Below are 21,756 nucleotides of genomic sequence, written 5' to 3' on the forward strand. Positions count from 1 at the left end.
TGAACGCAATGCGTACATCCCGATGCCTTGGCTCAATCTGCCGGCGCGGGGATCCTTCCGTCGGTCAGGGTGTTGCGGACTCGTCGGAGGTAGTCGGCGAAGGCCGCGCCCTCCTCGTCCGTGAATCCCGTCGTGATGAGCCGCTCGAGCTCGGCGACCCCCGGACGGGCCTGCGAGATGGCCGCCGCGCCCTTGTCGGTGAGGTAGAGCAGCAGCCGTCGCGCGTGCAGGGGGTCGCGTTCGCGCCGCACGAGGCCGGCCTCGAGCATGGGGTCCATCGTCTGCGCCATCGTCTGCGCGCGCACGAACGATCGGCGCGCCAGCTCGGAGCTCGTGATGCCCGGCCGCCTCTCGAGCACCGTGAGCGCGGTGTACTGAGCCGTGGTCATGCCGGCGGCCGCGCACGCCTCCTCGATGTAGGGGCGGAGGGCGAGCTCCACCTGCTTGATGACATAGGTGAAGTTGGTGTCTTCCATCCGGCCCCTTCGTCCAGCCCGATCAGGCTAGCGCCCGTCTCGCCGAACCGCAGGAGCGCCATATGCCTCAATAGTGTACGCATAGCGGTCAAAGAGTCGCAATGCGTGCACTTTGACGCCAGGCGGTGTTAGCCTCCCGATGTGCCCGAAGCAACGAAGATCCAAGAAGGCGTTTTCGCCGGCGGCGAGTTCGTCCAGGCCGACGCCGAGAACGTGATCACCGTCGAGAACCCGTTCGACCGCTCCGTCGTGGGGCAGGCGCCCGATGCGTCGCCCGCCGACGTCGATCGAGCCGTCGGGGCCGCCCGGGAGGCGTTCGACCACGGGCCGTGGTCGACGATGAGCCCTGCCGACCGCGCGGACTGGATCGATCGCCTCGCCGACGAGGTCGAGGCGCGCGGCGCCGGAACCGCGGACCTCGTGACCGACGAGATCGGCCAGCCGATCTCCATCGCACGAGCCATGAACGGCATCCGCCCTGTACAGCACCTGCGCTACTACGCCAAGGTGACGCGCGAGCTCTTCGTCGAGCAGGAGCGCGCCAACGTCGACCGCGACGGCAGCACGCTGCACCTGCGCCGGCCGCTCGGGGTCGCGGCGCTCATCGTGCCGTGGAACCACCCGCAGTCCTCGACGACGCTCAAGCTCGGGCCGGCCCTCGCCGCGGGCTGCACCGTCGTCATCAAGCCGGCCGCCGAATCGCCGCTCGACATCTTCAACCTCGCCGAGGCGAGCCGCGCGATCGGGCTCCCGCCCGGTGTCATCAACATCGTGACGGGCGGCCGCGAGACCGGCCAGGCGCTCGTCGCCCACCCGGGCGTCGACAAGGTCGCCTTCACCGGCTCGACCGCCGCGGGACGCCACATCGCGTCGGTCGCCGGCCAGCGGCTCATCCCCGCGACCCTCGAGCTCGGCGGCAAGTCGGCCGGCATCCTGCTCGAGGACGCCGACCTGGACACCGTGCTCGCAAGCCTCCGGTACGCCTCGTTCGGCAACACGGGGCAGAACTGCGTCGCCCTGAGCCGCATCCTCGCTCCCGCTCACCGCTACGAGGAGGTCGTCGACGCCCTCGTCGCCCTCGCCCGCGACCTGCGCGTCGGCGACCCCAGGGACCAGGCGACCGAGGTCGGACCGCTCGTCTCGGCGAGGGCGCTCGCCCGGGTCACGGCGATGGTCGACCGCGCGCGGGCCGAGGGCGCGACGGTGCTGGCCGGCGACACCCCGACCCCGGCGGACGGGTACTTCTTCGCCCCCCGGGTCATCACGGATGCCGCGCCCGGCACCGAGATCGCCCAGCAGGAGATCTTCGGCCCCGCCATCACGGTCCACCCGTACGCGGACGTCGACGACGCCGTGCGCATCGCGAACGCCACCGACTACGGCCTGGGCGGCGCGGTCTTCGGCGCCGACGAGGAGAGGGCGCTCGCCGTCGCGCGTCGCGTGCGCACGGGCACGATCGGCCTCAACGGCTATCGGCCCGACCTCGGCTCGCCGTTCGGCGGCGTCAAGACGTCCGGCCTCGGCCGGGAGTTCGGCCCCGACGCGGTCGAGAACTACCGCGAGAGCACCTCGATCTTCCACTGAGCACCGGGGCGCGGCATCCCGCCCCCACGCCCGTATCGATTCCCTGACGCTGAGCGACGCCGCTCAGCACCGGCCCGAAGGAGAGCCATGCCCATCACGTCCCGCGCCGCGATCGTCCGCGAAGCACCCGGAGAGTTCGAGATCGCCGACGTCGAGGTCGGCGACCCGCGACAGAACGAGATCCGCGTCAAGATGGTGGCCGCCGGGATGTGCCACTCCGACTACCACATGATGACCGGGGACAGCGTCGCGGGGTACCTGCCGATGGTCTGCGGGCACGAGGGCACCGGCGTCGTCGAGTCGGTCGGGCCGAACACGCCCGGCTGGGAGGTCGGCGATGCCGTCGTGTTCACCTGGATCCCCAGCTGCGGCAAGTGCCGCTGGTGCACGACGGGCATGACGAACCTCTGCGACCGCGGGCGCTACCTGCTCGCCGGCCACCGCTTCGACGACGAGGACAGCTACCGCTTCGCGCTGCCCGACGGCACCGAGGTCGGCCAGATGTGCCAGGTCGGCTCGTTCTCGGAGTACACGCTCGTGTCGGTCGACTCCGCGATCAAGCTGCCGAAGAACGGCGACCTCGAAAAGCTCTGGCTGCTCGGCTGCGGCGTCGGCACCGGCTGGGGGAGCGCCGTCTACGCGGCCGAGACCCAGCCCGGCGACGTCGTCATCGTGATGGGCATCGGGGGCATCGGCATCAACGCGGTGCAGGGCGCCCGCCACGCGGGAGCGGTCGCCGTCATCGCCGTCGATCCCGTCGAGTTCAAGCGCGAAGCGGCCCTCGAGCTGGGCGCGACGCACGCTTTCGCGACCATCGACGAGGCCGCCGACTTCGCCCGGTCGATCACGAACTGGCAGGGCGCCGACCGCGTCATCGTCTCGGTGGGCGTCGTGTCGGGTGAGCACGTGGCGCAGGCCGTCTCGGCGATCCGAAAGGCCGGTGTCGCCGTCATCGCGGGCATCGCCCCCGACAGCGAGTCGAGCATCCCGATCAGCCCGCTGGAGCTCACCCGCTACCAGAAGCGCATCCAGGGCACGATCTACGGCCACGCCAACCCGCGCGCCGACGTGCTCAAGCAGCTGCAGATGTACGACTCGGGCCAGCTGAAGCTCGACGAGCTCATCACGCGCATGTACTCGCTCGACGAGATCAACGAGGGCTACCGCGACATGGTCGAGGGTCGCAACATCCGTGGCGGCATCCTGTTCTGATCTCGCTCCCGCACATGGCGCGCGATCGCAATTTCAGGTAACCTGATATTCGTACCCGGGAAGATCCGCGAGGCCCTGTGCCGCGCGCCGCAATGAAGCGAGAGAGGTGTGATGGCCGAGAACATCGTGTCTGCGACCGTCGATGAGCTGCCCGATCTGGAGGGGACCGAGTTCGGTCCTTCCAGCTGGCGTCCTGTGACCCAGGAGGAGGTGAACCTCTACGCCCGGCTCTCGGGCGACGACAACCCGATCCATCTCGACGAGGACTATGCCGCGGCGAGCCCCTTCGGCACGCGGATCGTGCACGGCCTGCTCACGCTGAGCCTCGTCGTGCCGCTCATGCGCGAGATCTTCCAGATCAACGGCGCGAGCATGGGCATCAACTACGGCATGAACAAGGTGCGCTTCCCCGCGCCGGTGCCGGCGGGGGCGCGCATCCGGGCCCACGGCACGGTCGCGAAGGTCACCGACGTCGGCGGCGGCTGGCAGATCGAGGTTCCCGTCACGTTCGACGTCGAGGGCTCCGAGAAGCCGGCGTGCGTCGCCGAGCTCGTGCTGAGGTACTACAAGTGAGCGCGGCGGAGACGGTCCGCCTCGACGGCCGCGTCGCCGTCGTCACGGGTGCCGGCCGCAGTCTCGGCCGCGCGTACGCGCTCGCGCTCGCCGAGGCGGGCGCCGCCGTCGTCGTCAACGACGTCGACGCCGAGACCGCCGCCCGGACGGTGGCCGACATCGAGGCCTCCGGCGGCCGTGCGACCGCCGTCGTCGGTCCGGTCGGGCCGACCGAGACGGCCGACGCGCTCGTCGCGGCAGCCGTCGACACGTTCGGCCGCCTCGACGTGCTCGTCGCGAACGCCGGCGTGCTGCGCGACCGCGTGCTCTGGAAGATGGGCGACGACGACTTCGACCTCGTCGTCGAGACGCATCTGCGCGGCTCGTTCACGACCGGCCGCGCCGCAGCGGCCCGCATGCGCGAGCAGGGCGAGGGCGGCCGCATCATCCTCATCGGGTCGCCCGCCGGCCAGTTCGGCAGCTTCGGCCAGACGAACTACGCCACGGCCAAGGCGGGTCTCGTGGCGATGGCGCGCACGTGGTCGCTCGAGCTCGCCCGCGCGGGCATCACGGCGAACGCCGTCATCCCCACGGCGCTGTCGGCCATGACGGCGACGATCCCCGCCTACACGCAGGTGTACGAGGACTACGTCGACGGCAAGGGCATCCCGGCCGAGTACCGGCGCGACCACGCGCTGGGCACTCCCGAGGACGTGGCATCCCTCATCGTGTGGCTCGCGTCGGATGCCTCCGCCGGCGTCACTGGCCAGGCCATCGGCATCGGCGGCGACCGGCTCACGCTGTACGCCCACCCCGCCGTGCTGCGCACGCTGAATCAGGACGGCGGCTGGTCGCCCGACCAGATCGACGAGGCCTGGCGGGCCGAGCTCGTGTCGGACGCCCAGCACTCCGGCCCTCCGGTGAACTGACGTGCGGGCACACTACGCCGACATCTGGCAGGGCGTCGCCCGCGCCCTGCCCGACCGGCCGGCGATCATCACGGCCGACGGGCAGGAATGGACCTATGCGCGCTTCGCGCGCGAAGCGGGCGCGCTGCTCGAGACGCTCGCCCGCCACGGCGTGCGGCGCGGCGACCGGGTCGCCATGCTGCTCTACAACCGGCCCGAGTTCCTCATCACGCAGTTCGCGTGCCTCGCGGCCGGCATCACGCCCGTGCCGCTCAACTTCCGGCTGCGTGCGGGGGAGGCGGCGGCTCTCCTCGACGACTCGGGAGCAGCCGCGCTCATCTTCCCCACGTCGCTGACGGACGTGGCACGGGATGCGGCGGAACAGGCCGACCACGAGGTGCTCCTCCTCGCGGTCGCCGACGACGGCGCCGCCGACGCTCCCGGGCTCGCGTGGGACGACGCCGTCGCGGGCGACGCCCCGCTGCCCGAGGCGGCGCCCGACGGTGCCGAGCTGTGGATCTACACCGGCGGAACCACCGGCCGGCCCAAAGCGGTGCGCTGGGACGAGCAGGACATGTTCGAGGTCCAGATGTTCGCGACCTACTCGATGTCGCGACTGGATTGGCCGCGGACGACCGACGAGGCCGTCGCGATCGCGTGCGACCCCGCCACGACCCACATGGTCAACCTGCCGCTCGCCCCGTTCATGCACGGGACGGCCCTCACGACGTCGATGAACACGCTCACCCTCGGCGGCACAGTGCTCGTGACGTCGTCGGCGCGGCTCGACGCCGATGCGGCGCTGCGCTTCGCGAACGACGCGAAGGCGACCCGCGTCATCGTGGCGGGCGACGCCGTCGCGGTGCCGCTCGTCGAGGCCGCCGAGCGGGGCGGCCTGACGCTGTCGACGGTCACCTCGATCATGAGCTCGGGCATGAGGTTCAGCCCCGAGACCAAGCGCGGGCTGCATCGGCTCGGCGACCTGACGATCTTCGACATGCTCGCCTCGACCGAGGGCGGCGGGTTCGCCGTCACGACGACGACGGGCGAAGACGACCTGCCCGGCCGACCCAAGCTGTTCCCCACCGCGGTCGTGCTCGACGAGCAGCGCAACGAGATCCAGGACCGGCCCGGTCGGCTCGGAGTGCTCGCCCAGCGCGGCGCACTTCCGCTCGGGTACTACGGCGATCAAGAGAAGACGGATGCCACGTTCCCCGTCATCGACGGGATCCGCCACGTCATCCCGGGCGACTGGGTGCGCGTGGAGGACGACCGGCACATCGAGTTCCTCGGCCGGGGGAGCGGCGTCATCAACACGGGCGGCGAGAAGGTGTACCCCCTCGAGGTCGAGGAGGCGCTCCTGTCGCACCCCGCCGTCGCCGACGCCGTCGTGCTCGGCACGCCCGACCCCCGGTTCGGCGAGGTCGTGACCGCTGTCGTCGAGCGCGCCGGCGACGTCACGCCCGACGAGCTCATCGCGCACGTCGACGCCCTGCTCGCGGGCTACAAGAAGCCTCGGCAGATCGTCTTCCGCGCCTCGATGGACCGTACGCCGACCGGCAAGGTCGACGTCGCCCGGCTGCGCGACGAGATCGCGCGCAACAAGGGAGACGCGGCATGATGCTCGAGCGGATCAAGGCGGTCGACACCCACGTGCACATCCAGATCGACGACAGCGGCCGGTTCGGCGCGTCGCCGGAGCAGCGCGAGGCGATGGACCGCTACTTCGGCAGCAGCGAGCCGGTGCGCACGATCGACGAGACCGCCGACTACTACCGCGAGCGCGATCTCATGGCGGTCGTGTTCACGGTGGATGCCACGACCAACACGGGGCACGCGCCGAACAGCATCGACGACATCGCCGCGGGCGCCGCACGGCACGCCGACACCCTCATCGCGTTCGGCTCGGTGGATCCCCTGCAGGGCGACGCCGCGATCGAGGAGATGCACCGGCAGGCGCGCGAGCTCGGCGTGAAGGGGTTCAAGTTCCACCCCACGGTGCAGGGGTTCGACCCCTCCGCACCCGAATTCGTGCCGCTCTTCGCGGCGATCGAGGACCTCGACCTGCCGATCGTCGTGCACACGGGCCAGACCGGGGTCGGGGCGGGTGTGCCCGGCGGACTGGGGTTGCGCCTGCGGCTGTCGAACCCCATGCTGCTCGACGACGTCGCGGCGCGGCATCCCGGGCTCCGCATCATCCTCGCGCACCCGAGCGTCCCGTGGCAGGACGAGGCCCTGTCGATCGCGACGCACAAGGCCAACGTCTGGATCGACCTGTCCGGGTGGTCGCCGAAGTACTTCAGCCCCGAGCTCGTGCGCGCGACGCGCACATACCTTCGGCACAAGATGCTCTTCGGGTCGGACTTCCCCGCGATCACGCCCGACCGCTGGCTGCGCGACTTCGCCGCGCTCGAGCTGCCCGACGAGGTGCAGCAGCTCGTCCTCAAGGACAACGCCGTGCGCCTGCTCGGCCTCGACGACGGAGCGGCGCAATGACCGAGCTCGACTACCCCGGCGATCTGCTGGGCTTCGCGGGCGACCTCACCGCTGCCGAGCGCGCGAAGCTCGCGGGCCTGCGCGCCTACCTCGACGAGCACGTGCGGCCCGTGCTGCCCGACCGCTGGGAGCGGGGGGAGTCGCTCGCCGACTTCCGCCGGCCCCTCGCCGATCTGCACCTGCTCGACGACCCCGAAGTGCTCGGCGTCGACGGCTCGCCGAGGCCCCTCTACCGGGGCTTCGTGACGCTCGAGCTGTGCCGCCTCGACCTCGCCATCTCGATCACCTACGGCGGCCAGGTGGGCATGTTCCGCACGCTCGTGCACGAGGGCGGCAGCCCCGAGCAGATCGCGGCGTGGGATCCCGGCATCCTGGACTTCTCGTTCACGGGATGCTTCGCGCTCAACGAGCCGGAGCACGGCTCGGACGTGGCCGGCGGGATGTCGACGACGGCGCGTCGCGAGGGCGACCGCTGGGTGCTCAACGGGGCGAAACGCTGGATCGGCAATGCGACGATCTCGGACAACCTCGTCGTCGTGGCACGGGAGCACGACGGCGCGCGTGTCCTCGCCTTCGTCGTGCCGTCCGACGCCCCGGGGGTGCGGCGCAGCGTCATCCCCCGCAAGGCCGCCGCGCGCATGGTCCACAACGCCGACATCGTGCTCGACGGCGTCGTCGTCGCCGAGGAGCGGCGCCTGCCGCGGATCGAGTCGTTCCGCGACATCAACCGGGCGTTCCGGAGCCTGCGCGCCGATATCGCGTGGAGCTCGGCGGGGATGCAGCTGGGCGCGTACGCGGCCGCGCTCGACTATGCGCAGCGTCGCGAGCAGTTCGGAAGGCCCATCGCGGGGTTCCAGCTCGTCCAGCAGAAACTCGTGCAGATCGTCGCGAACATCGCGCAGACGCTCGCGCTCGCCGTCCGCACGACGACGCATCCGATCGCCGACGACGTGTCGCCCAGCCTCATCAAGCTCGTCGCGGCCGACCGCCTGCGGGAGACCGTGGCGCTGGCGAGGGAGACCATGGGCGGCAACGGGATCCTGCTGGACAACGACGCCGTGCGCTTCTTCGCCGACGCCGAGGCGATGTACACGTTCGAAGGCACGCGGGAGGTCAACACCCTCATCGTGGGGCGTGCGCTGACGGGGCGGAGCGCCTTCACGGGCTGAATTTCAGTCCAACTGACACTTGATTTGAATCTCAGGTTACCTGAGAATGAAGGAACCCGAATCCGCGGCGACGCGGATCATCCGAAGGTCGAGGAGGACCTACGCGGTGACGATGCAAGAGCGAGACGCGCAGAGCGCGGACGCACTGGATGTCGCAGGCCTGAGCGTGCGGTACGGCCGCTCGATCACGGCACTGCGCGAGGTGAGCCTCACGGTCCGCGCCGGCGAGGTCGTGACGATCATGGGCCTCAACGGCGCGGGGAAGTCGACGCTCGCCCGCGCCGTGACGGGTCTGCTGCCCGTGCAGGGCGGGTCGATCGCGTCGGGGACGATCCGCAGCTTCGGCGAGGACGTCACCCGGCGCTCGCCCCGCGCGATCGTGCGGCACGGCGTCGCGCAGACCCTCGAGGGCCGGCGCATCTTCGGCGCCATGACGGTCGCCGAGAACCTCGAGATGGGCGGCACGACGGTGCGCGGGGCCGAGCTTCGCGAGAACCGCGACCAGGTGTACCAGCTCTTCCCGCGCCTCGACGAGCGTCGCGACCAGGCCGCCGGCCTGCTGTCGGGCGGCGAGCAGCAGATGCTGGCCGTCGCCCGCGCGCTGATGTCGTCGCCTCGCCTGCTCGTGCTCGACGAGCCGACGCTCGGCCTGTCGCCGAAGCTCGTGACGTTCGTCGGCGACACGATCCGGGCCATCCAGGAGGCCGGCACGAGCGTCCTGCTCATCGAGCAGAACGCCACGATGGCCCTCTCGGTCGCCGACCGCGGCTACGTCATCGAGCACGGCCGGATCATCCACGAGGACACGGCCGCGAACCTGCGCGCCGACGAGGGCCTGCAGCGCCTGCTGCTCGGCCTCGGAGCGGAGGACGTCGCATGAGCACCCGCGACACCACGCCGCTGCTCGATGTGCGCGACATCGCCCTGTCGATCGGCGGTCTGCACATCCTCCGCGGCATCACGTTCGATGTGCGCGAGGGTGAGTTCTTCACCGTCATCGGCCCCAACGGCGCCGGCAAGACCTCGCTGCTGAACGTCATCAGCCGCATCTACCGTCCGACAGGCGGCTCCGTCATGTTCGACGGCACGCCGCTGCTGGAAGCCAAGCGCTCCTCCCTCGCGACCCTCGGGATCGCGCGCACCTTCCAGAACCTCGCGCTGTTCGAGCACATGGACGTCATGGACAACGTCGTGCTGGGCCGCCAGCGGCTCATGAAGTCGGGCGTGCTCAGCGGATCGGTGTGGTTCGGCCGCGCCCGCCGCGAGGAGACGATCGCGCGCCAGGCGTGCGAGCCGCTCATCGACCTCATGGGTCTGGGCGACTACCTCGCGCGTCCGATCCGGGACCTGCCGTACGGCATCAAGAAGCGCATCGAGCTCGCCCGGGCCCTCGCGGTCGAGCCGCGCCTCCTGCTCCTCGACGAGCCCGCGGCGGGCATGAACGACGAGGAGACCGACGAGCTCGCCGAGTGGATCCTCGTCGCCAAGCGCGAACTGGGACTCACGATCGTGATGATCGAGCACGACATGGGCCTGGTCACGCGCCTCGGCGACCGGTCGCTCGTGCTCGACTTCGGCACGACCATCACGATCGAGTCGCCCCGCGCCGCGATCTCCGACCCCCGGGTCATCGCCGCCTACCTCGGTGACGACTCCGAAGAGGCGGACGACCCCACACTCACCGGGAACATCGCGCTGAAGATCCCCAAGCGCGTCGCGAAGGGAGCACGGCGATGACCGATGTTCTGCAGACCCTCGTCTCGGGCATCGCGCTCGGATGCCTCTACGCGGTGCTCGCGCTGGGCTTCGTGATCGTCGCCCGGGCCTCCGGCATCCTGAATCTCGCGCAGGGCAGCTTCGTCGTGCTCGGCGCCTACCTCGCGTTCGCGCTGATCCACCAGATGGGCCTCCCGTTCTGGATCGGAGTCGTCATCGCGATGGCGGCCGTCGCCCTGTTCGCCGTGCTGCTCGAGGCGTTCGTGCTCCACCGCGTCACCGACCACTTCGCGGCGCTGCTCGTCACATTCGGCGTCACGATCGCCGTCGCGCCCATCGTGACCGGCCTCTGGCCGGGCGACTCGCTCAATCTCGACGACCCGTGGGCGCTCGAGGTGATCCGCGTCGGCGGCATCGGCATCACGTCGCGCGATGCGACGCTCATCCCGATCACCGCCGTGCTGCTGCTCGGGTTCTTCGTCTTCTTCCGGTACACGCGCATCGGCCTGAGCCTGCGCGCGACCGCGATCGACAGCGAGGCCGCGATGGCGCAGGGGGTGAGCACGCGTCTCGTGTTCGGCATCTCGTGGGGCATCGCGGGTGCGCTCGGCGCCTTCGGCGGCATCGTCCTGTCCACCACAGTGGGCGGCGGTGTGCGCCCCGGCCTCGAGGTCTATGCGTTCCTGGCCCTGCCGGTCATCATCCTCGGCGGCCTGGAGTCGCCGCTCGGCGCCGTCGTCGGCGGACTCATCATCGGCATCGTGCAGCAGTTCTCGGTGTCGCTCGTGCCCGAGAGCTGGGGGTCGGGCTTCTCCGACGTCGTGCCCTACCTCGTGATGCTCGTGATCCTGCTCATCCGCCCCGCGGGCCTCTTCGGACGCAAGGAGATCCGACGCGCATGACTGCCACGACCACGACCCCCGACGCCGTCCTCGCCCGCAGCGCGCAGGCGCGCGCTCCGCGCCTGTTCGACACCCTGACCAAGAAGATCCTCGTGACCCTGTTCGTCGTCGCGATCTTCGCCATCCCGCTCAACGTCGCCGACAGCTACGTGCTCACCGTCCTCGCGACGGCGGCCGTCGCGGCGATCGCCGCGACGGGACTGAACCTGCTCACGGGATACGCGGGGCAGATCTCTCTCGGCCACGCGTTCTTCGTCGGCGCGGGCGCCTTCGCCGGCCAGGTGCTGGGCGGCCAGCTCGGCCTGCCGTTCCTGGTGTGGCTGCCGCTCGCGGGGCTGTTCGCGGGCGCGCTCGGCTCGCTCGTCGCGCCGTTCGCACTGCGGCTGCGCGGACCGTACCTCGCGATCGTCTCGCTCGGACTCGTCTACATCGGCATCTACGCGGCGCGGAACCTCCCCGCGCTCACGGGCGGCCTCAACGGCACGGTCGTCACGGCACCCGTCTCGATCGGACCCGTCGACTTCGCGCGGCTCCAGGTGGGCCCATTCCTCCTGACCCGCGAGCAGGGCATGTTCATCCTGTGCTGGGTGGTCCTCGCGCTCGTGCTGCTGGCGACCGCGAACATCGTGCGCTCCCGCTCGGGCCGCGCGATGCAGGCGATCCGCGACCACGACCTCGCCGCCGAGGTGCTCGGCGTGCGGCGCCTCCCCACGATGATGAACGCGTTCGTCGTCTCGTCGGTGCTCGCCGGCATCGCGGGCGGACTGCTCGGGGTGCTCCTGCAGTACATCCGGCCGGAGAACTTCGGTCTCGACCTGTCGATCCAGTACGTCGCCATCATCGTCATCGGGGGGCTCGCGAGCATCTGGGGTCCTGTGCTGGGCGCCCTGTTCATCGGGCTCGTGCCCGTGCTCGCGATCTGGCTGGCCGATTACCTGCCCTTCATCTCCAAGCCGGGGGAGCAGGGCGGCGTGAGCGTCTCGGGCTTCGGCCTCGTCGTCTACGGCGTGCTCATCGTGCTCTTCCTGCTCTTCCGCCGCGGAGGCCTCATCTCGTTCTTCCGCGCCCCCACGCGTCGCCGGCCGAAGGCCTCTGCGACGACGACGGACGCGGCATCCCGACCCGCATCAAGGGAAACCCCCACACAGAAGGAAGGACTCAGTTCGTGAGAATCCGCACTCTCGGCGTCCTCAGCATGGCCGCAGCAGCGCTGCTGCTGACGTCGTGCGCCGTCCAGACAGCTCCCAGTGGCGACGCCACGAATGCCGCTTCGGGTAAGGAGCTGGCCTCGGTGCCCGGCTTCGACCTCGCCGACGGCGTGATCCACGTCGGGCAGATGACGGCGCTCAGCGGCCCGCTCGCGCCGTCGTCGAACGAGCAGGTCGCCGGTCAGCAGGCCTACTACGACATCGTCAACGCCAAGGGCGGCATCGACGGCAAGTACAAGGTCGAGGTCACGACGGCCGACAACCAGTACAACCCGCAGCTGGCGGTGCAGGAGTACCAGCGCGTCAAGGACCAGGTCGTCATGCTGTCGGGCATCCTCGGAGACGCCTCGACCGAGGCGCTGCTGCCGATCCTCCAGCAGGACGAAGCCGTCGCGCTGCCCTCGACGCAGAGCTCGCGGTTCACCAAGCAGGAGAACCTCGGCATGACGTTCACGTCGTACCAGTCGAACGTCTGGAACGCGCTGTCGTACATGTTCGAGCAGAAGGAGATCACGAAGGACTCCACGGTCTGCTCGATGATCCAGGCCGACCAGTCGGGCCAGGCCCGGCAGGACGCGCTCGACTACGCCGGCAAGGAGCTCGGCTTCACCGTCGGGCCGAAGGCGGAGTTCGCACCGACCGACGCGGCCTTCACGGCGCAGGTGCAGACCCTCAAGAACGCGGACTGCGACGTCGTCGTGTTCGGCGGCGCGACCAACAACGTGCCGAACCTCGTGGCGGCCGCGACGCAGCTCGACTACTCGCCGAAGTGGATCGCGGAGTTCTTCGCGATCGCGCAGTCGTTCAAGGACACCGACATCGCCGGCTACCTGAAGGACCACTTCGTCGTCACCGGCATCGGCGGCGACCTCGACGACGACTCGATCGAAGGCATCAAGATGCTCACGAAGCAGCTGGGTGCGACGCCGACGATGCAGAACGTCTACGGCTTCATGCAGGCGATCACGGCGTCGACGATCCTCGAGAAGGCCGTCGAGCTCGGCGACCTGTCGGGCACGGGGCTCATGAACGCGATGGACCAGCTCGACAAGGTCAGCTACCTCGACCTCAACGGCGACATGACGTACGGCCCGGTCGAGAAGCGCCTGCAGCCCGACACGTCGTCGATCTTCTCCTACGACCCGGCGGCGCCGGGCAGCCTCAAGGCGCGTGCGACCAAGTACGTCGCGCCGGACGGACGAGGCCCCGGCTTCTGACGCCGACCACGGCGGTGCCCGCCCGGTTCTCCGGGCGGGCACCGCCGTGTCGTGCGGTCTGTGAGGCGAGGGATGCCGCGGGCCGGCGCCGGCGCTTCTCGGCGGATCGTCGGAGCGGCGGGCTATTCGGCGGACCGACGCGCGCGGCCGCTGCGGACGATCGCGGGCAGGAGCGCCTTCGGCGACCGGCCGCGCAACGCGCCCCACCACACGCCGGCGCCGTAGGCGAGGTCGTCGAGCCGGCGCGCCGCGCCGAACCGCACCGGGTCGAGGCGGGGACGCAGGCGCAGGTACTCCCACACGACGTCAGCGACCGCCGCGATCGCGGCGGCCCGGCGCACGCGTGGGGAGAACAGCCCCACTGCGAGCGTCGCGGGCCACCAGTGCCGCAGCAGCAGCGCGAACCCCTGCCCGAGCGCGGCGATCATGCCCTCGCCGGTGAGGCGCCCCGCGATCGGCCACGGCCGGCGCGTGTGCCCCAGCCGCTTCGCGATGCGCCCCGCCACCACGACGCCCGTGAGCGCGACGGCCGGGATCGACCACCGCCGCTGTGCGAGCAGCAGGGCGAGGACAAGTGCGCCCCACGGCGGCAGCACGACAGGCGCGACGTCGTCGGGGTGCCGCACCGAGAGCAGGTGCGCCCCGGTGCCGTAGAAGAACTTGCGGCCGAGCCACGTGCGCAGGCGCGTGCGGTGCTCGTGCAGGACGGTCGCGGCGGGCTCGAACCGCACGCGGAAGCCGTCGTCGACGAGCCGCCAGACGAGATCGACGTCTTCCCCGACGCGCATCGAGGCGTCGAACCCGGCGCCGAGGTGGGCGATGCGCGCGACAAGGCACGTGCTCGAGACCCACGTGACGGGGCTGCGCGGCCGGACGCTCGCGGCATCGCCGCCCAGGTCGAGCGACGACCGGGCGTTCTCGTAGCGGGTGATCCAGTTCGGCTCGTCGGCGTCGAGACCCAGGACGCGCGGTGCCGCCATCGCGAGGCGGGGGTCGGCGAAGTGCCGCAGCAGGAGGTCGAGGCATCCGTCCTGAAGCACGACGTCGGAGTCGATGAACGCGACGAACGGCGTTGCGGCTTGTGCGAGGCCCGCGTTGCGCGCCGCCGCGGCTCCGACGTTGACCTCGAGCGGGATGAGTCGCGCACCGTGCCAGGAGACGACGGATGCCACCGCCTGCGGCCGGCGCGACGCGTCGTCGACGACGAGCACGGCGGCGACCTGCGGCGGGACGCTCGCGAGGAGGCGCGCGAGCTGCGTCGGCCGATCGCGGACGGGGATGACGACCGTGAGCTCGGTGAGCGGGATGGCGGGCAGGGTCGCGACGACGGGGTCGCCGAGCCCCGTCGCGAGGAGGTGCTCGGCCAGGCCGCGCGTGACGGGGTCGCGGACGACGAGCTCGCGGTCCCGCAGGACGCGCGCGGCGGCGGGCTTGAGCCGGGCGACGCGGGTCGGAGCGCCGCCGATCAGCACGCGTCCGCCGTCGACCACGCGCGTGCGGCGGTCGAGGCGCACCGTGAAGCCGTCGGGCAGGGCGCTCACGGGGCGGACTCCACGGAGGGCTCGATCGCGGCGGACTGCGGGGCGGGCTGGTCGGCGCGCTGCGGGGCGGGCCCGGTGGCGGGCTGGTCGGCGCGTTGCGGGGCGGGCGCGGCGGCCGGCTCCGCGGACGGCGGGAGGAGGCATCCATCCGCCCCTGGAGTGCCGTGCCGCAGACGCGCCCATGCGCCGTCGCACATTCCGGCGAACAGAGCCGTCCCGTGCGCTGCGGAGGCGCCGGTCGGGTCGCCGAGCACGCCGTTCGGGGAGGTGGCGCGCACGCCCGCGTCGCGCAGGCGCGGCAGGAGTTCGCTCATCGGCGCCCTCGCACCAGGCTCGGCGAGCTCGGTCCGCACGTCCTGCGGGCGGAGATGGAGCATGAGGGAGGTCTCGTCGAAGCCGGCGTGGGCATCCGTCGCGCGCGGGGGAGCGCACGGGAGCCACGCGGCGTCGCGCCCCTCCGAGCGGAGCGTCGGCACGGCCTCGGCGAGGGCCTCGAGGTTGCCCCCATGCCCGTTGACGAAGACGATCCGGTCCGCCCACGCCGAGGCCGAGCGCCCCAGCTCGAGGAGCGTGAACGCGAGCGCGGGAGTGCCGATCGAGACCGTGCCCGGGAAGTCCTGGTGCTCGCCGCTCGCGCCGTACGCGATCGGCGGCGCGACGACCGCCTCGAGCCCCGCGGATCGGCAGCGCGCCGCGAGGTCGTCGGCGACGGCGGCTGCGATGACGGTGTCGGTCGACAGCGGCAGGTGCGGGCCGTGCTGCTCGGTCGAGCCGACCGGCACGAGCACGACGGCGCGCACGACATCAGGCCACGTGCGCAGGGCGAGGAGCGGCGTTCCGGTCATCCGGCGTCAAGCAGTGGCCTGGAGCGCGTCGGCCGGGACGCCGAGCTCGCGCGTGAACCCGGGCGGCACCCAGAGGTCCTCGCGGCGCAGCTCCTGCACCGACGATCGCCCGAGCCCGAGCACGGCGGAGTCGAGACCGCCGCGGAGGAGGTCGAGCACGTTCTCCACGCCGCCCTGACCGTTCGCGGCGAGGCCCCACAGGTAGGCGCGGCCGATCATGACGGCCTTGGCGCCGAGCGCGAGCGCCTTGGCGACATCGCCGCCGCGGCGGATTCCGCCGTCGAGCAGCACGTCGATCTGGCGGCCGACGGCGTCGGCGATGCCCGGGAGCATGCGGATCGCAGCGGGTGTCGAGTCGAGGTTGTTGCCGCCGTGGTTGGACACCGAGATCGCGGTGACGCCCGCGTCGACGGCGCGCAGGGCGTCATCGATGCGCGACACGCCTTTCAGCAAGAACGGGCCGTCCCACTGTGCGCGCAGCCACGCGACGTCGTCCCACGTGGGCAGCGGCGTCTGCATCCATTCGCCGTACGCACCGAAGAACGTCGGCGCCTCACCGCCGGGAACCGTCAGGTTGGGCGTCGTGAGGTCGGGCACGCGCCCGGTCTTCGCGAAGCTCCACAGCCACGTCGGCTTCACGATCGCCTGCGGGGCGAAGCGCGCGGCGGCCTTGACCGTCAGGCGCTCGGGGATCCAGGGGCTGCCCCAGTCGCGGCCGTTCGAGAACGACCAGTCGAGCGTCGCGATGATGCCCTTCGCCCCGGCGGCGCGGGCGCGCTCGAGGCGCTGCAGCATGACGTCGCGCGTGCCCATCCAGTACACCTGGTAGAACGTGTTCGGGTTCGCCTCCACGACCTCCTCGATGGGCTTGCTCGCGAACGAGCTGAGGCCCATGATCGTGCCGCGGTTCGCCGCCGCCCGCGCGACGGCGACCTCGCCCTCGGGGTGCACGGCCTGCACGCCGGTGGGCGAGATGAGCACGGGGAACGAGATGTCGATGCCCATGACCGTCGTCTTGAGCGACCGCTCGCCGGAGAGCCCTGCGACGTGCGGTGCGAACCCGAGCTCCGCGAACGCCGCGAGGTTGTCCTCGTACGTCACTCCGCGCTCCGAACCCGCGAGCAGCGCGCTGTACACCGATGCGGGCAGCCGCTTCTTCGCGCGCCGCTGCGCCTCGGCCACAGTCTCGAACCAAGCGTTTGCCATCGTGACCTCCTCGTCGACTTCCGCCAGTGTAATGGCACTGAGTGCCAAATTGTAGGAATCTTCCGCCGATGACGGACTCGAGCGGACTCCGCTCGCGGCGGCGCGCGACCCGTCACGCGAAGATGGCGCTCAGCGCGGGCGCGACATCGCGGTGGCTCCGGATGACGCGGCACAGCCCTCGGCCGCGAGCGGCGAGCTCACGACCGAGCTCGAGATCGTTCTCGCCCGTGACGTCGAGCAGCACATCGAGTCGCGGCAGGCGCGCGGCCAGTGGTCGCGGGTCGGGACCCGCGTTGTGCACGCAGTCGGAGAGCAGGATCGCGCGGGCATCGCGCACCGGCGCATGCGACAGCTGCTGAGCCGCGAGCTCGAGCGGGAACGCGACGTTCGTGAGCCCCCGCGCCGGCAGTCGAAGGAGCGCGTCGAGCACCCGGTCGGGAGACACCTCGCTGCCGAGGCCGAGCAGCATCGCCGCGTCCGACCAGAACGCGATCACACCCAGTGCATCACGGTGCAGCTCGCCCGCGAGCGCTCCGACGGTGGCCGCGGCGGTGCGGATGCGCTCGCCGCGCATCGATCCCGACACGTCCACAAGCAGCACGACCGAGCGCTTGGTGCGCACCCGCTCGCGCACGATGATGTCCTCGTCCTCAGGCATCGGGCGCTCGGCGAGCACCTCGATCGTGCGATCGAGGTCGATGTCGTCGGATGCTCCGCGGTACGGCACGCTCGCAAGGTCGCCGACCCCGCGGCGAGAGGTCGCGTCCCGCCGGGCGCGGGGCACGGCGAGCCGCGCCGCGATCTGCCGCGACCGCGCGCGAACCTCGGGGTCGAGGTCGGACGACTCGTCGGGCACGGGGACGATGCATCCCCGCTCGACCGTCGTCGCCCGCGCCTGACCGCCCGGAGCACCGCCCCCGGCGTGCCGACGACCGCCGGCGCCGAGCACGATCGCTCCGGCAGCGCCCCGTGACATGTCGAACGCCTGCGGCGGGGCGTCGAGCTCTTTGGGCTTTCGGCGCAGCGGTGCTCCGCGCGTCGGGGGCGACCGCCGGTCACGCCGGCGGATCGGCGAGTCGGCGGCGATCTCTCTTCATCCCGGCGCGGCCTCATGCGGGTGCAGGATGAAACGGTCCTCCCACAGCTCGCGCAGCACGCGCTCGGGCGTCGTCTCCGCCGCCTCATCGAGGTGGATCCGCCCGGACAGCGCCACGATCATCGCGTCGAACACCAGTTCGGCGTAGCCGTCGTCGTCGGGATCGTCCAGCCCTCGCAGGTCGGCCAGCCGCGACGCCACGAGCACCGTGTCGATCGCTCCTCGCACACTGGAGCCCTGGCGCACGTCCTCGTGCTCTCGCGTCGCGCGCGTCACCGCCACCGCGTCGGGGACGAGTCGATCACCCAGCGGGCCCGAGGCTCCGGTGCGAAGCGCCGTGATCTGCTCCTCGGCGTGCGCGCTCTGGTAGTCGACCGCGAGCCGGTTGAGGCGGTCGTGCACGCTCGTCGACAGTCGTGTGGTGCCCACGTTGTCGTACGGGTTCATCGACGCGATGACGCGGAATGTCGGCAGGGCCTTGATGCGGCCGACGCGCGGCACGGCGATCGAGCGGTCCGCCATCGCCGTCAACAGCGTGTTGAGCGTGTCCTCCGGCGCGCGGTTGAACTCTTCGATGTACAGGAAGCCGCCCTGCTGCATCGCCTCCACGAGCGGCCCCGGTACGAAGTTCTCGGCGGAGTAGTCTTCGCGGAGCACCCGCGCGGGGTTGTGGTGCCCGACCAGCTTGGCGGGTGTCAGGTCGGCGTTCCCCTCGACGAACAGCAGCGGGATGCCCCACTCCTCGGTGATCGCCGTGAGCATCGTCGTCTTGCTGGTGCCCGGAGGACCTTCGAGCACGATGTCGCGCCCGGCCGCCACGGCGGCGAGAGTCAGCTCCAGCTCCCGCTCTCGGCCGACGATGCGCGCACCGATCCGCTCGCGGCTGTCGCGCAGGCGCGCGGGGTCGACGTCGACTCTTCTCGTCATGATCCTTCGCTTCGTGTCCTGGTCGTGGATCGGGTGGATGCCGCGGCCCGGCGGGGCCCCGGCATCCACCCGTCGTTCAGTACTGCGTGTTGCCGGCGTCCACCGTCATCGCGAGGCTCGTGACGTACCGCGCCTCGTCCGAGGCGAGGAACAGCACGGCGTTGGAGATGTCGACCGGCTGCGTGATCTCGATGGGCAGCAGGTTCGACAGCATCGGCATGAGCCGCGGGTGGGCGCCCATGATCTCCTGCAGCTTCGCACCGACCTCGGGATCGGCGAGCTGACCCATGGGGGTGTCGACGCCGGTCGGGTGGACCGAGTTCACGCGGATGTTGTTCTCGGACAGCTCCGTGGCGAAGGCCCGCATGAGCCCCACGACGCCGTGCTTCGCGGCGACGTAGGCGGTCAAGAACGGGAGTCCCTTGAGGCCCGCTGCCGAGCTGGTGAGGATGATCGATCCGCCGCCCGCCTGGACGAGGTGTGGTGCGCCGAAGCGGATGGTGTTCCACACGCCCTTGAGGTTCGTGTCGATCGTCTGGTCCCAGACGTCCTCGGTGGTCTCGTCCCACGGGGTCATCACGCAGATGCCCGCGTTCGCGACGACGATGTCGAGCTTGCCGAGCTGCGCGACACCCTCATCGACCGCAGCCTTCACGGCGGCGCCGTCGCGCACGTCGACCTGTCTCGAGACGATGCGACGGTCGAGCGCCTCGACCTCGCGCACCGTCTCCGCGAGGTCCTCGGGCGTGGCCGACGGGTAGGCGACGTTCGGGATGTCGTCGCACAGGTCGACGGCGATGATGTCGGCGCCCTCCTGCGCGAGCCGGATCGCATGCGACCGGCCCTGCCCGCGTGCAGCTCCCGTGATGAAGGCGACCTTGCCTTCGACTCTTCCTGCCATGTGTGTTCCTTCCTTCGGGTGGAAATGGACGATGGAGGCCGCGCCTCAGCGCTTGTTGGTGAAGCCCGCGTCGACGGGCAGCGTGACGCCGGTCACATAGCGGCCGGCGTCCGAGACGAGGAACAGGATCGCGTTCGAGATGTCGACGGCCTCGATCATCGGGACGGGCAGCGCGTTCGACATGGCCTGACCCATCTGCGGGTCCTGCTCGAGGAACTGCTGCATCACCTCGTTCACGACCATCGGCGTGTTCACGCCGGTCGGGTGCACCGTGTTCACCCGGATGCTGTGCTGCGCGAGGGTGTTGGCGTACGACCGCATGAGGCCCACGACGCCGTGCTTCGACGCCGTGTAGCCGAGACCGCCCGGCGTATCGCCGCCGATGCCGTTGATGCCCGCGGTCGAGCTCGTGATGACGATCGCGCCGCCCCGGCCGCCCTCGATCATCGACGGCTTCGCGACCTCGACGGTGTTGTAGACGCCGGTGAGGTTCACCGCGATGACGTCGCCCCATTCGTCGGGCGACGGCTCGAGCGACAGCGGTGCGATGCCGGCGTTGGCGAGCACGATGTCGACCGGACCGAGCGCCGCCGTGCCGGCATCGAACGCGGCCTGAAGCGCCGCACGGTCCCGCACGTCGGCCTGGACGGCGTGGATGCGGCGATCCAGTGCCTCGACCGCCGCCACCGTCTCCTGCATGTCGTCCGGCGTCGACATCGGGTAGCCGACGGTCGAGATCTGCTCGCAGATGTCGACGGCGATGATGCTGGCGCCCTCCTGCGCCAGACGGATGGCGTGCGAGCGTCCCTGCCCGCGCGCGGCGCCCGTGATGAAGGCGACCTTGCCCTCGAGAACTCCCATGTGTTTCCTCCTTTGACGCCCGGCGCTGGCCGGACTACTTGACCGGGTCGGGGTTGTAGCCCGGCTGAAGCAGGTGACCCGCGTCGACGGGCACCGAGATGCCCGTCACCGCCGATGCGAGATCCGAGTTGAGCCATAGGGCGGCGTCCGCGATCCGCTCCGGTGCGAGGAACCCCGCGCCCTTGAGGGCGTGGAACGAGTAACCCGCCTCGAGCATGTCGGCCTCGGTGCCCTCGCCGGCCGGCTTGCCCGACATCATGTCCCACGCGCCCTGCCAGCTCGTCATGGGAGTGAGGATCGCGCCCGGGTGCACGGCGTTGACGCGGATGCCGTGCCTGGCGTACTCGAGGGCGAGGGTCTTCATCACGCCCACCACCCCGAACTTCGCGGCGCAGTAGTGGACGTAGTTCGCGCCGGGTTCGAGTCCGTTGATCGACGACGTCATCACGATCGAGCCGCTGCCGCGCTCCATCATGTGCGGCAGCACCGCCTTCGCCGACTTCCAGACCCCCGTCAGGTTGACGGCGATCATGTCGTCCCACATCTCCTCGGTGAGCTCATGTGCGGGCGCGAGCGAGAAGATGCCGGCGTTGGCGACGAGCGCATCGATCCTTCCCAGCTGCGCGATGCCCTCGGCGACGGCGCGATCGAGATCGGCCTGGCTGCGGACGTCGCCCTCGACCGCGACGGCTCGGCGGTCGAGCGCCTCGACCTGCCTGACGGTCTCGTCGAAGTCCGTCTGCTGCGCCATCGGATAGGCGACCGATCCGATCTGCTGGAGCGTGTCGACGATCACGACATCCGCGCCCTCGCGGGCGCTGGTCACGGCGTGGGCGCGACCCTGTCCGCGTGAGCCGCCGGTGATGAGCACGACCTTGCCGTCGAGCAGTCCCATCTCGTTCCTCCCTCTGTTTCGAGGGCGCGCCGGAACGGCCGGGC

The 21,756-nt window shown here is 70.9% G+C and carries 21 protein-coding genes; 12 read left to right on the forward strand and 9 right to left on the reverse strand.

All coding sequences use genetic code 11. The features are described 5' to 3' along the window. Nucleotides 1-32 precede the first annotated feature (32 nt). The gene (locus ACH3VR_RS03050; protein ID WP_396639273.1) at nucleotides 33-476 is read right to left on the reverse strand and encodes a MarR family winged helix-turn-helix transcriptional regulator; all 444 of its coding nucleotides are present in this window, start codon (nucleotides 474-476) and stop codon (nucleotides 33-35) included. A 141-nt stretch (nucleotides 477-617) separates the two neighbouring features. On the opposite strand from ACH3VR_RS03050, the gene ACH3VR_RS03055 reads away from it, so the two are divergent. From ACH3VR_RS03055 to ACH3VR_RS03110, 12 genes are all read left to right on the forward strand, one after another. Beyond that, nucleotides 618-2,060 carry an aldehyde dehydrogenase gene (locus ACH3VR_RS03055; protein ID WP_396639274.1) on the forward strand — a complete coding sequence of 481 codons (1,443 nt, stop codon included), beginning with the start codon at nucleotides 618-620 and terminating at the stop codon, nucleotides 2,058-2,060. Nucleotides 2,061-2,147: 87 nt separating this feature from the next. Beyond that, nucleotides 2,148-3,272 carry an NDMA-dependent alcohol dehydrogenase gene (locus ACH3VR_RS03060; protein ID WP_396639275.1) on the forward strand — a complete coding sequence of 375 codons (1,125 nt, stop codon included), beginning with the start codon at nucleotides 2,148-2,150 and terminating at the stop codon, nucleotides 3,270-3,272. A gap of 111 nt (nucleotides 3,273-3,383) precedes the next feature. Next, a complete protein-coding gene (locus ACH3VR_RS03065; RefSeq protein ID WP_396639276.1) occupies nucleotides 3,384-3,845 on the forward strand; it encodes a MaoC family dehydratase in 462 nt (153 codons plus the stop codon). Further along, nucleotides 3,842-4,753: an SDR family NAD(P)-dependent oxidoreductase gene (locus tag ACH3VR_RS03070; protein WP_396639277.1), complete on the forward strand. Its 912-nt coding sequence runs from the start codon at nucleotides 3,842-3,844 to the stop codon at nucleotides 4,751-4,753. The genes ACH3VR_RS03065 and ACH3VR_RS03070 overlap by 4 nt, the downstream gene beginning before the upstream one ends. Before the next feature lies 1 nt (nucleotide 4,754). After that, on the forward strand, nucleotides 4,755-6,353 hold the full coding sequence (locus ACH3VR_RS03075) for an AMP-binding protein (protein ID WP_396639278.1): 1,599 nt from the start codon (nucleotides 4,755-4,757) through the stop codon (nucleotides 6,351-6,353). Further along, nucleotides 6,350-7,228: an amidohydrolase family protein gene (locus tag ACH3VR_RS03080; protein WP_396639279.1), complete on the forward strand. Its 879-nt coding sequence runs from the start codon at nucleotides 6,350-6,352 to the stop codon at nucleotides 7,226-7,228. Before ACH3VR_RS03075 ends, ACH3VR_RS03080 begins: the two co-directional genes overlap by 4 nt. Next, nucleotides 7,225-8,397, forward strand: coding sequence for an acyl-CoA dehydrogenase family protein (locus ACH3VR_RS03085; protein ID WP_396639280.1), 1,173 nt, complete (start codon nucleotides 7,225-7,227; stop codon nucleotides 8,395-8,397). Before ACH3VR_RS03080 ends, ACH3VR_RS03085 begins: the two co-directional genes overlap by 4 nt. Before the next feature lie 112 nt (nucleotides 8,398-8,509). Next, the gene (locus ACH3VR_RS03090) at nucleotides 8,510-9,277 is read left to right on the forward strand and encodes an ABC transporter ATP-binding protein (RefSeq protein WP_396639648.1); all 768 of its coding nucleotides are present in this window, start codon (nucleotides 8,510-8,512) and stop codon (nucleotides 9,275-9,277) included. After that, the gene (locus ACH3VR_RS03095) at nucleotides 9,274-10,134 is read left to right on the forward strand and encodes an ABC transporter ATP-binding protein (RefSeq protein WP_396639281.1); all 861 of its coding nucleotides are present in this window, start codon (nucleotides 9,274-9,276) and stop codon (nucleotides 10,132-10,134) included. The genes ACH3VR_RS03090 and ACH3VR_RS03095 overlap by 4 nt, the downstream gene beginning before the upstream one ends. After that, the gene (locus tag ACH3VR_RS03100; RefSeq protein ID WP_396639282.1) at nucleotides 10,131-11,015 is read left to right on the forward strand and encodes a branched-chain amino acid ABC transporter permease; all 885 of its coding nucleotides are present in this window, start codon (nucleotides 10,131-10,133) and stop codon (nucleotides 11,013-11,015) included. The genes ACH3VR_RS03095 and ACH3VR_RS03100 overlap by 4 nt, the downstream gene beginning before the upstream one ends. Then, the gene (locus ACH3VR_RS03105; protein ID WP_396639283.1) at nucleotides 11,012-12,184 is read left to right on the forward strand and encodes a branched-chain amino acid ABC transporter permease; all 1,173 of its coding nucleotides are present in this window, start codon (nucleotides 11,012-11,014) and stop codon (nucleotides 12,182-12,184) included. Before ACH3VR_RS03100 ends, ACH3VR_RS03105 begins: the two co-directional genes overlap by 4 nt. Continuing rightward, nucleotides 12,181-13,440, forward strand: coding sequence for an ABC transporter substrate-binding protein (locus ACH3VR_RS03110; RefSeq protein WP_396639284.1), 1,260 nt, complete (start codon nucleotides 12,181-12,183; stop codon nucleotides 13,438-13,440). Before ACH3VR_RS03105 ends, ACH3VR_RS03110 begins: the two co-directional genes overlap by 4 nt. A 122-nt stretch (nucleotides 13,441-13,562) precedes the next feature. On the opposite strand, the gene mftF is transcribed toward ACH3VR_RS03110, so the two are convergent. The 8 genes from mftF to ACH3VR_RS03150 form a co-directional block, all read right to left on the reverse strand. After that, entirely contained in the window at nucleotides 13,563-14,981 is a 1,419-nt protein-coding gene (gene mftF / locus ACH3VR_RS03115) for a mycofactocin biosynthesis glycosyltransferase MftF (RefSeq protein WP_396639285.1), read from the reverse strand. Then, nucleotides 14,978-15,826 (reverse strand): mycofactocin biosynthesis peptidyl-dipeptidase MftE, encoded by an 849-nt coding sequence (mftE, locus tag ACH3VR_RS03120; RefSeq protein ID WP_396639286.1) that lies wholly within the window; start codon nucleotides 15,824-15,826, stop codon nucleotides 14,978-14,980. The genes mftF and mftE overlap by 4 nt, the downstream gene beginning before the upstream one ends. Before the next feature lie 6 nt (nucleotides 15,827-15,832). Further along, on the reverse strand, nucleotides 15,833-17,032 hold the full coding sequence (gene mftD / locus ACH3VR_RS03125; RefSeq protein ID WP_396639287.1) for a pre-mycofactocin synthase MftD: 1,200 nt from the start codon (nucleotides 17,030-17,032) through the stop codon (nucleotides 15,833-15,835). Between the two features lie 112 nt (nucleotides 17,033-17,144). Beyond that, the gene (locus ACH3VR_RS03130; RefSeq protein WP_396639288.1) at nucleotides 17,145-18,008 is read right to left on the reverse strand and encodes a vWA domain-containing protein; all 864 of its coding nucleotides are present in this window, start codon (nucleotides 18,006-18,008) and stop codon (nucleotides 17,145-17,147) included. A 117-nt stretch (nucleotides 18,009-18,125) separates the two neighbouring features. Then, complete coding sequence (locus ACH3VR_RS03135; RefSeq protein WP_396639289.1) at nucleotides 18,126-19,055, reverse strand: AAA family ATPase; 930 nt, start codon at nucleotides 19,053-19,055, stop codon at nucleotides 18,126-18,128. 76 nt (nucleotides 19,056-19,131) lie between these two features. Continuing rightward, a complete protein-coding gene (locus tag ACH3VR_RS03140) occupies nucleotides 19,132-19,956 on the reverse strand; it encodes a mycofactocin-coupled SDR family oxidoreductase (protein ID WP_396639290.1) in 825 nt (274 codons plus the stop codon). 45 nt (nucleotides 19,957-20,001) lie between these two features. Then, on the reverse strand, nucleotides 20,002-20,817 hold the full coding sequence (locus ACH3VR_RS03145) for a mycofactocin-coupled SDR family oxidoreductase (RefSeq protein WP_396639291.1): 816 nt from the start codon (nucleotides 20,815-20,817) through the stop codon (nucleotides 20,002-20,004). A 34-nt stretch (nucleotides 20,818-20,851) separates the two neighbouring features. Continuing rightward, a complete protein-coding gene (locus ACH3VR_RS03150) occupies nucleotides 20,852-21,712 on the reverse strand; it encodes a mycofactocin-coupled SDR family oxidoreductase (RefSeq protein ID WP_396639292.1) in 861 nt (286 codons plus the stop codon). Nucleotides 21,713-21,756: the final 44 nt, after the last annotated feature.

Origin of the sequence: Microbacterium alkaliflavum (genome assembly GCF_044325405.1) — a bacterium.
In the GTDB taxonomy this organism is placed as follows: domain Bacteria; phylum Actinomycetota; class Actinomycetes; order Actinomycetales; family Microbacteriaceae; genus Microbacterium; species Microbacterium alkaliflavum.

Bases quoted from the DNA above. Each gene is read 5' to 3' on its own strand.
- ACH3VR_RS03090 (WP_396639648.1), top strand. From the start codon at position 8,510: ATGCAAGAGCGAGACGCGCAGAGCGCGGACGCACTGGATGTCGCAGGC.
- ACH3VR_RS03080 (WP_396639279.1), top strand. From the start codon at position 6,350: ATGATGCTCGAGCGGATCAAGGCGGTCGACACCCACGTGCACATCCAG.
- ACH3VR_RS03050 (WP_396639273.1), bottom strand. From the start codon at position 476: ATGGAAGACACCAACTTCACCTATGTCATCAAGCAGGTGGAGCTCGCC.
- mftD (WP_396639287.1), bottom strand. From the start codon at position 17,032: ATGGCAAACGCTTGGTTCGAGACTGTGGCCGAGGCGCAGCGGCGCGCG.
- ACH3VR_RS03145 (WP_396639291.1), bottom strand. From the start codon at position 20,817: ATGGGAGTTCTCGAGGGCAAGGTCGCCTTCATCACGGGCGCCGCGCGC.
- mftE (WP_396639286.1), bottom strand. From the start codon at position 15,826: ATGACCGGAACGCCGCTCCTCGCCCTGCGCACGTGGCCTGATGTCGTG.
- ACH3VR_RS03065 (WP_396639276.1), top strand. From the start codon at position 3,384: ATGGCCGAGAACATCGTGTCTGCGACCGTCGATGAGCTGCCCGATCTG.
- ACH3VR_RS03100 (WP_396639282.1), top strand. From the start codon at position 10,131: ATGACCGATGTTCTGCAGACCCTCGTCTCGGGCATCGCGCTCGGATGC.
- ACH3VR_RS03085 (WP_396639280.1), top strand. From the start codon at position 7,225: ATGACCGAGCTCGACTACCCCGGCGATCTGCTGGGCTTCGCGGGCGAC.
- ACH3VR_RS03150 (WP_396639292.1), bottom strand. From the start codon at position 21,712: ATGGGACTGCTCGACGGCAAGGTCGTGCTCATCACCGGCGGCTCACGC.
- ACH3VR_RS03105 (WP_396639283.1), top strand. From the start codon at position 11,012: ATGACTGCCACGACCACGACCCCCGACGCCGTCCTCGCCCGCAGCGCG.
- ACH3VR_RS03130 (WP_396639288.1), bottom strand. From the start codon at position 18,008: ATGTCACGGGGCGCTGCCGGAGCGATCGTGCTCGGCGCCGGCGGTCGT.
- ACH3VR_RS03095 (WP_396639281.1), top strand. From the start codon at position 9,274: ATGAGCACCCGCGACACCACGCCGCTGCTCGATGTGCGCGACATCGCC.
- ACH3VR_RS03060 (WP_396639275.1), top strand. From the start codon at position 2,148: ATGCCCATCACGTCCCGCGCCGCGATCGTCCGCGAAGCACCCGGAGAG.
- ACH3VR_RS03135 (WP_396639289.1), bottom strand. From the start codon at position 19,055: ATGACGAGAAGAGTCGACGTCGACCCCGCGCGCCTGCGCGACAGCCGC.
- ACH3VR_RS03140 (WP_396639290.1), bottom strand. From the start codon at position 19,956: ATGGCAGGAAGAGTCGAAGGCAAGGTCGCCTTCATCACGGGAGCTGCA.